Annotated in this window: 4 protein-coding genes; 3 read left to right on the forward strand and 1 reads right to left on the reverse strand. The window is 64.2% G+C overall.

Annotated features, from left to right (window positions below; translation table 11 throughout):
- Positions 1 to 359 (reverse strand): hypothetical protein (locus VIW95_RS12480; RefSeq protein ID WP_331586941.1); only part of this gene is annotated, 359 nt, incomplete at its 3' end.
- Positions 360 to 507: 148 nt separating this feature from the next.
- Between VIW95_RS12480 and mutL the strand changes: the two genes are divergently transcribed.
- The 3 genes from mutL to VIW95_RS12495 form a co-directional block, all read left to right on the forward strand.
- On the forward strand, positions 508 to 2,361 hold the full coding sequence (gene mutL / locus VIW95_RS12485; protein WP_331586943.1) for a DNA mismatch repair endonuclease MutL: 1,854 nt from the start codon (positions 508 to 510) through the stop codon (positions 2,359 to 2,361).
- The gene (gene miaA, locus VIW95_RS12490; RefSeq protein ID WP_331586944.1) at positions 2,358 to 3,323 is read left to right on the forward strand and encodes a tRNA (adenosine(37)-N6)-dimethylallyltransferase MiaA; all 966 of its coding nucleotides are present in this window, start codon (positions 2,358 to 2,360) and stop codon (positions 3,321 to 3,323) included. Before mutL ends, miaA begins: the two co-directional genes overlap by 4 nt.
- 2 nt (positions 3,324 to 3,325) lie before the next feature.
- The coding region (locus tag VIW95_RS12495; RefSeq protein ID WP_331586946.1) for a carboxyl transferase domain-containing protein at positions 3,326 to 3,739 on the forward strand (414 nt) is incomplete at its 3' end.

Here is a 3,739-nt window from a genome sequence, read left to right on the forward strand (position 1 = left end):
AGCGTCGAGAGATCCAGCGTCCAGATTTCGTAAGCACCAGTGAACTTCGCCTCGTTCGAGTCGCGCTGCGATTGAAACGACTCAGTCGGCAGGCTGACGATCATCACTGCGTCGAGCCGATCCTCGGGATCGCCCGCGACGAATCTCTTGACGCACGCATCGACTCCTCCCGGGGGCTGAATCGGCACCGCCTGCACGTTCGGCAGCTTGCCGACGATTTGGTCGATGTCGGCCTCGGTCTGCGGCGAGATCGGGCCGATCACACCGACCCCGATTTTGACTGGCGCCGCAGCAGCACCCGCGGCGGCCGCGGCCACCAAAATTGCCGCGCCCAGCAGCATTACCGTAATTTTTTTCATCGTTTGAGTGATAGTGAAAAAGCGAGTTCGCCGCGCCGAGAGCTTTTCAAAACCCGCCCCGATCTTCAACCCGTAAAGTCATCCCCGGTTTTTTGACGCCGCGACGGCGAGTTGCTTGAGTATCCAGTTATCCAGTCCGAAAGCTACAATGTCTAGCCAGGTCGTCCGGCCAATAATGTCCGAGCACATAGTCCACATCCTGCCCGAGCAAGTCGCCAGCCAAATCGCCGCGGGCGAAGTCGTCGAGCGCCCGGCCTCCGCGGTCAAGGAGCTGGTCGAAAACTCGCTCGACGCCGGCGCGCGCTCGGTCAGCGTCGAGATTCTCGCCGGCGGTTCTGCGCTGATCGCGGTCGCCGACGACGGCTCAGGCATGACGCGCGCCGACGCGATCCTTTCGCTGCGTCGTCATGCGACGTCGAAGATTCGCAGCGCTGCCGACCTGACCGCGATTCGCACGCTCGGTTTTCGCGGCGAGGCGCTCGCCTCGATCGCCAGCGTGTCGCATCTGCGGATGCAAACCCGTCGCGCCGCCGACGACAACGGGGTCGAAGTGGCGGCCGAGGCCGGCAACATCGAAGATACGCGCACCTGCGCGATCGCGGCGGGCACCCGAATCGAAGTACGCCAGCTGTTCTTCAATACCCCGGCCCGGCTCAAGTTCCTGAAGACGCTGGCGACCGAGCAGGGTGCGATCGCCGAGTCGTTCCAGCGCGTCGCGCTGGCCAATCATCACATCGCGTTTCGCCTGGCTTCCGACGGTCGCGTGGTTTTCGATTTGCCGCGCGCCAACTCGGTGCTCGAACGATTCCGCCAGGTGTTCGGCTCAAAGATCGCCACCAGGATGCTCGCGTTCGATCTCGACCGTCCCGGAATACGCGCGCAAGGGCTGGCCGCGTCCAGCCAGGAATCGTTTCCCACCGGCAGAATGATCTTCACCTTCGTCAACGGCCGCGCGGTCCGCGACCGGATGCTGATTCGCGCAGTCGAGCAGGCCTACCAGACGCTCATCCCGCGCGGACGTCATCCGGCGACGCTGCTGTTCGTCGGCATGCGGCCCGAAGACGTCGACGTCAATGTGCATCCGATGAAGACCGAGGTGCGATTCCGCAACGGCGGCGCGGTCTTCGATGTTGTCTATCACGCAATCCGCGACCGGCTGGCGGATCAAACCGATAGCGTGCAGCCGGCAACGATCGGCGACCCTCCGGTATCATCCACCGACGACGCGGCGATGGGACTCATCACAATGTCGTCGAAGGGCGCGCAAGATCGCGTCGATGACCGAGCTCCGAGTATGCGCAGCGACTCGCCGTTGCGGCTGGTGCCCGACGCGCTCACCGAGAAAGCGTTCCAGCGGCCGCTCACTCTTGCTTACGACCGCGACGCGCGCGGCGGTCCAGCGGCGCCAGCGGCACCGATACCCATGTACTCGAAACTGCGCGTGATCGGACAAATCTTCGCGGGGTACATCGCGCTCGAAACCGAGGAGGGGCTGCTCCTGATCGATCAGCATGCGGCGCATGAGCGCGTCACGTTCGAGAAGCTGCGCCGCGAGCTCCGCGACGGCGGGATTCGCACGCAGGCGACGCTTACCCCTGTGTCCGTCGAGCTAAGCCCCGCGCGCGCCGGCATGGTGCACGCCGCTATCACTGAAATTCGCGCGATGGGCTTCGATGTCGAGCCGTTCGGGCCGACCACCCTGTTGCTCAAGGGCGCGCCGGCCGTGTTCGGGCCGGAAGGCGGCGCGAAGCTGCTCGGCGACATGATCGAGAGCATGGGCGATGCCGGCTTTCGCGGCGGCGGCGAAGCCGCCTTCGAGAATTGGCTGAAGCAACTCGCGTGTCATGGCTCGGTTCGCGTCGGGCGCGTGCTCGAGCTACCCGAAATCCACTCGCTGCTCGCGGAACTGGATCGCACCGAGTTCAAAACCAACTGCCCGCACGGCCGCCCGGTGCATATTCAGTTCGCCCGCGGCCAAATTGAACGAATGTTCCGTCGATGAGTTTTTCAGTGACGGGACTGGGCACCTCGATGCGACCAGCGAGAATCGCGGTCGGCTTCATCGTCGGGCCGACCGGGGCGGGCAAGTCGGCGCTCGCGATGGAAGTGGCGCAGCGCTCGAACTGCGAGATAGTCAACGCCGACTCGCGGCAATTCTACCGCGGGATGGATCTCGGCACGGCGAAACCCTCGGCGAAGGATCAGGCACGCGTGCCGCATCATCTTATTGATGTGCGCAATCCCGACCAGTCGCTCGACGTCGCGGAGTTCGCTCAGCTTGCACGCACTGCCATCGAGGGGATTGCGGCGCGCGGGCGGAATCCGCTGGTGGTCGGCGGCAGCGGACTTTATCTGCGCGTGATCCGCGGCGGAATCTTTCGCGGGCCGGCGGCGTCGCCGGAGATTCGCGACCGGCTCGCGAAAATCGCGGCTGAGAATGGCGTCGCGCAACTACATCAGACGCTGCGCGAGATCGATCCCGCGGCGGCGAACCGAATCGGCGTCAACGACCTTTACCGGATAGTGCGAGCGCTGGAAGTCTTCGAGCTGACCGGCGAAACGATCTCGGCGCATCAACTGCGCCATCGGTTCGCCGACAACGGCTACGATACTTTGACGGTCGGCGTCGAAGTCGATCGGAAAAAACTCTACGCGGCGATCGACGCACGCTTTGACTCGATGGTCGCGGCCGGGCTGGTCGACGAGGTACGCGCGCTGGTCGAGGCGGGATACTCGCCCGGGGAGCCTCCGCTTAGTACGATCGGGTATAAACAGATCGCGGCGTATCTGCGCGGTGAGATCGCGCTCGACGCCGCAATCGCGCAGGCCAGGCAGGAATCGCGGCGGCTGGCCAAGCGTCAACTGACGTGGTTTCGCCGCGAGCCGGAAATCGTATGGCTTGACCCGGAGCGTGGCGCTCAGGATGCTCTTGCGTTGTTCGAGAAATTTTTCAGGCGTGGATAAAATTGAAAGACAATCACAACGGACATAAGGCGCGCGGCGGCAAGCACCGCGGCAACGGCGCCGCGACGACTGACCTGCCCGGCCCCGAGGCGCGCAGCGCAATCGAGCGCGTGCGCCTCGCGCGGCACGCCAATCGGCCGCAGACGCTCGACTATATCGACTTGCTGATGCGAGAGTTTATCGAGATCCACGGCGACCGGCACTTTGCCGACGACGGCGCGATCGTCGCCGGCCTCGCCTATTTCGGACATCGCGCGGTCGCAGTCGTGGGGCATCAGCGCGGCCGCTCGACCACCGAAAGAATCAAGCGCAATTTTGGCAAGCCGCTGCCCGAAGGCTATCGCAAGGCGGCGCGCGTTTACGAATTGGCGGAACGTTTCGGGCTTCCGATCATCACCCTGATCGACACGCAAGGC

This window comes from Binatus sp. (SeqCode) (assembly GCF_036522015.1).
Classification (GTDB): Bacteria; Desulfobacterota; Binatia; order Binatales; family Binataceae; genus Binatus.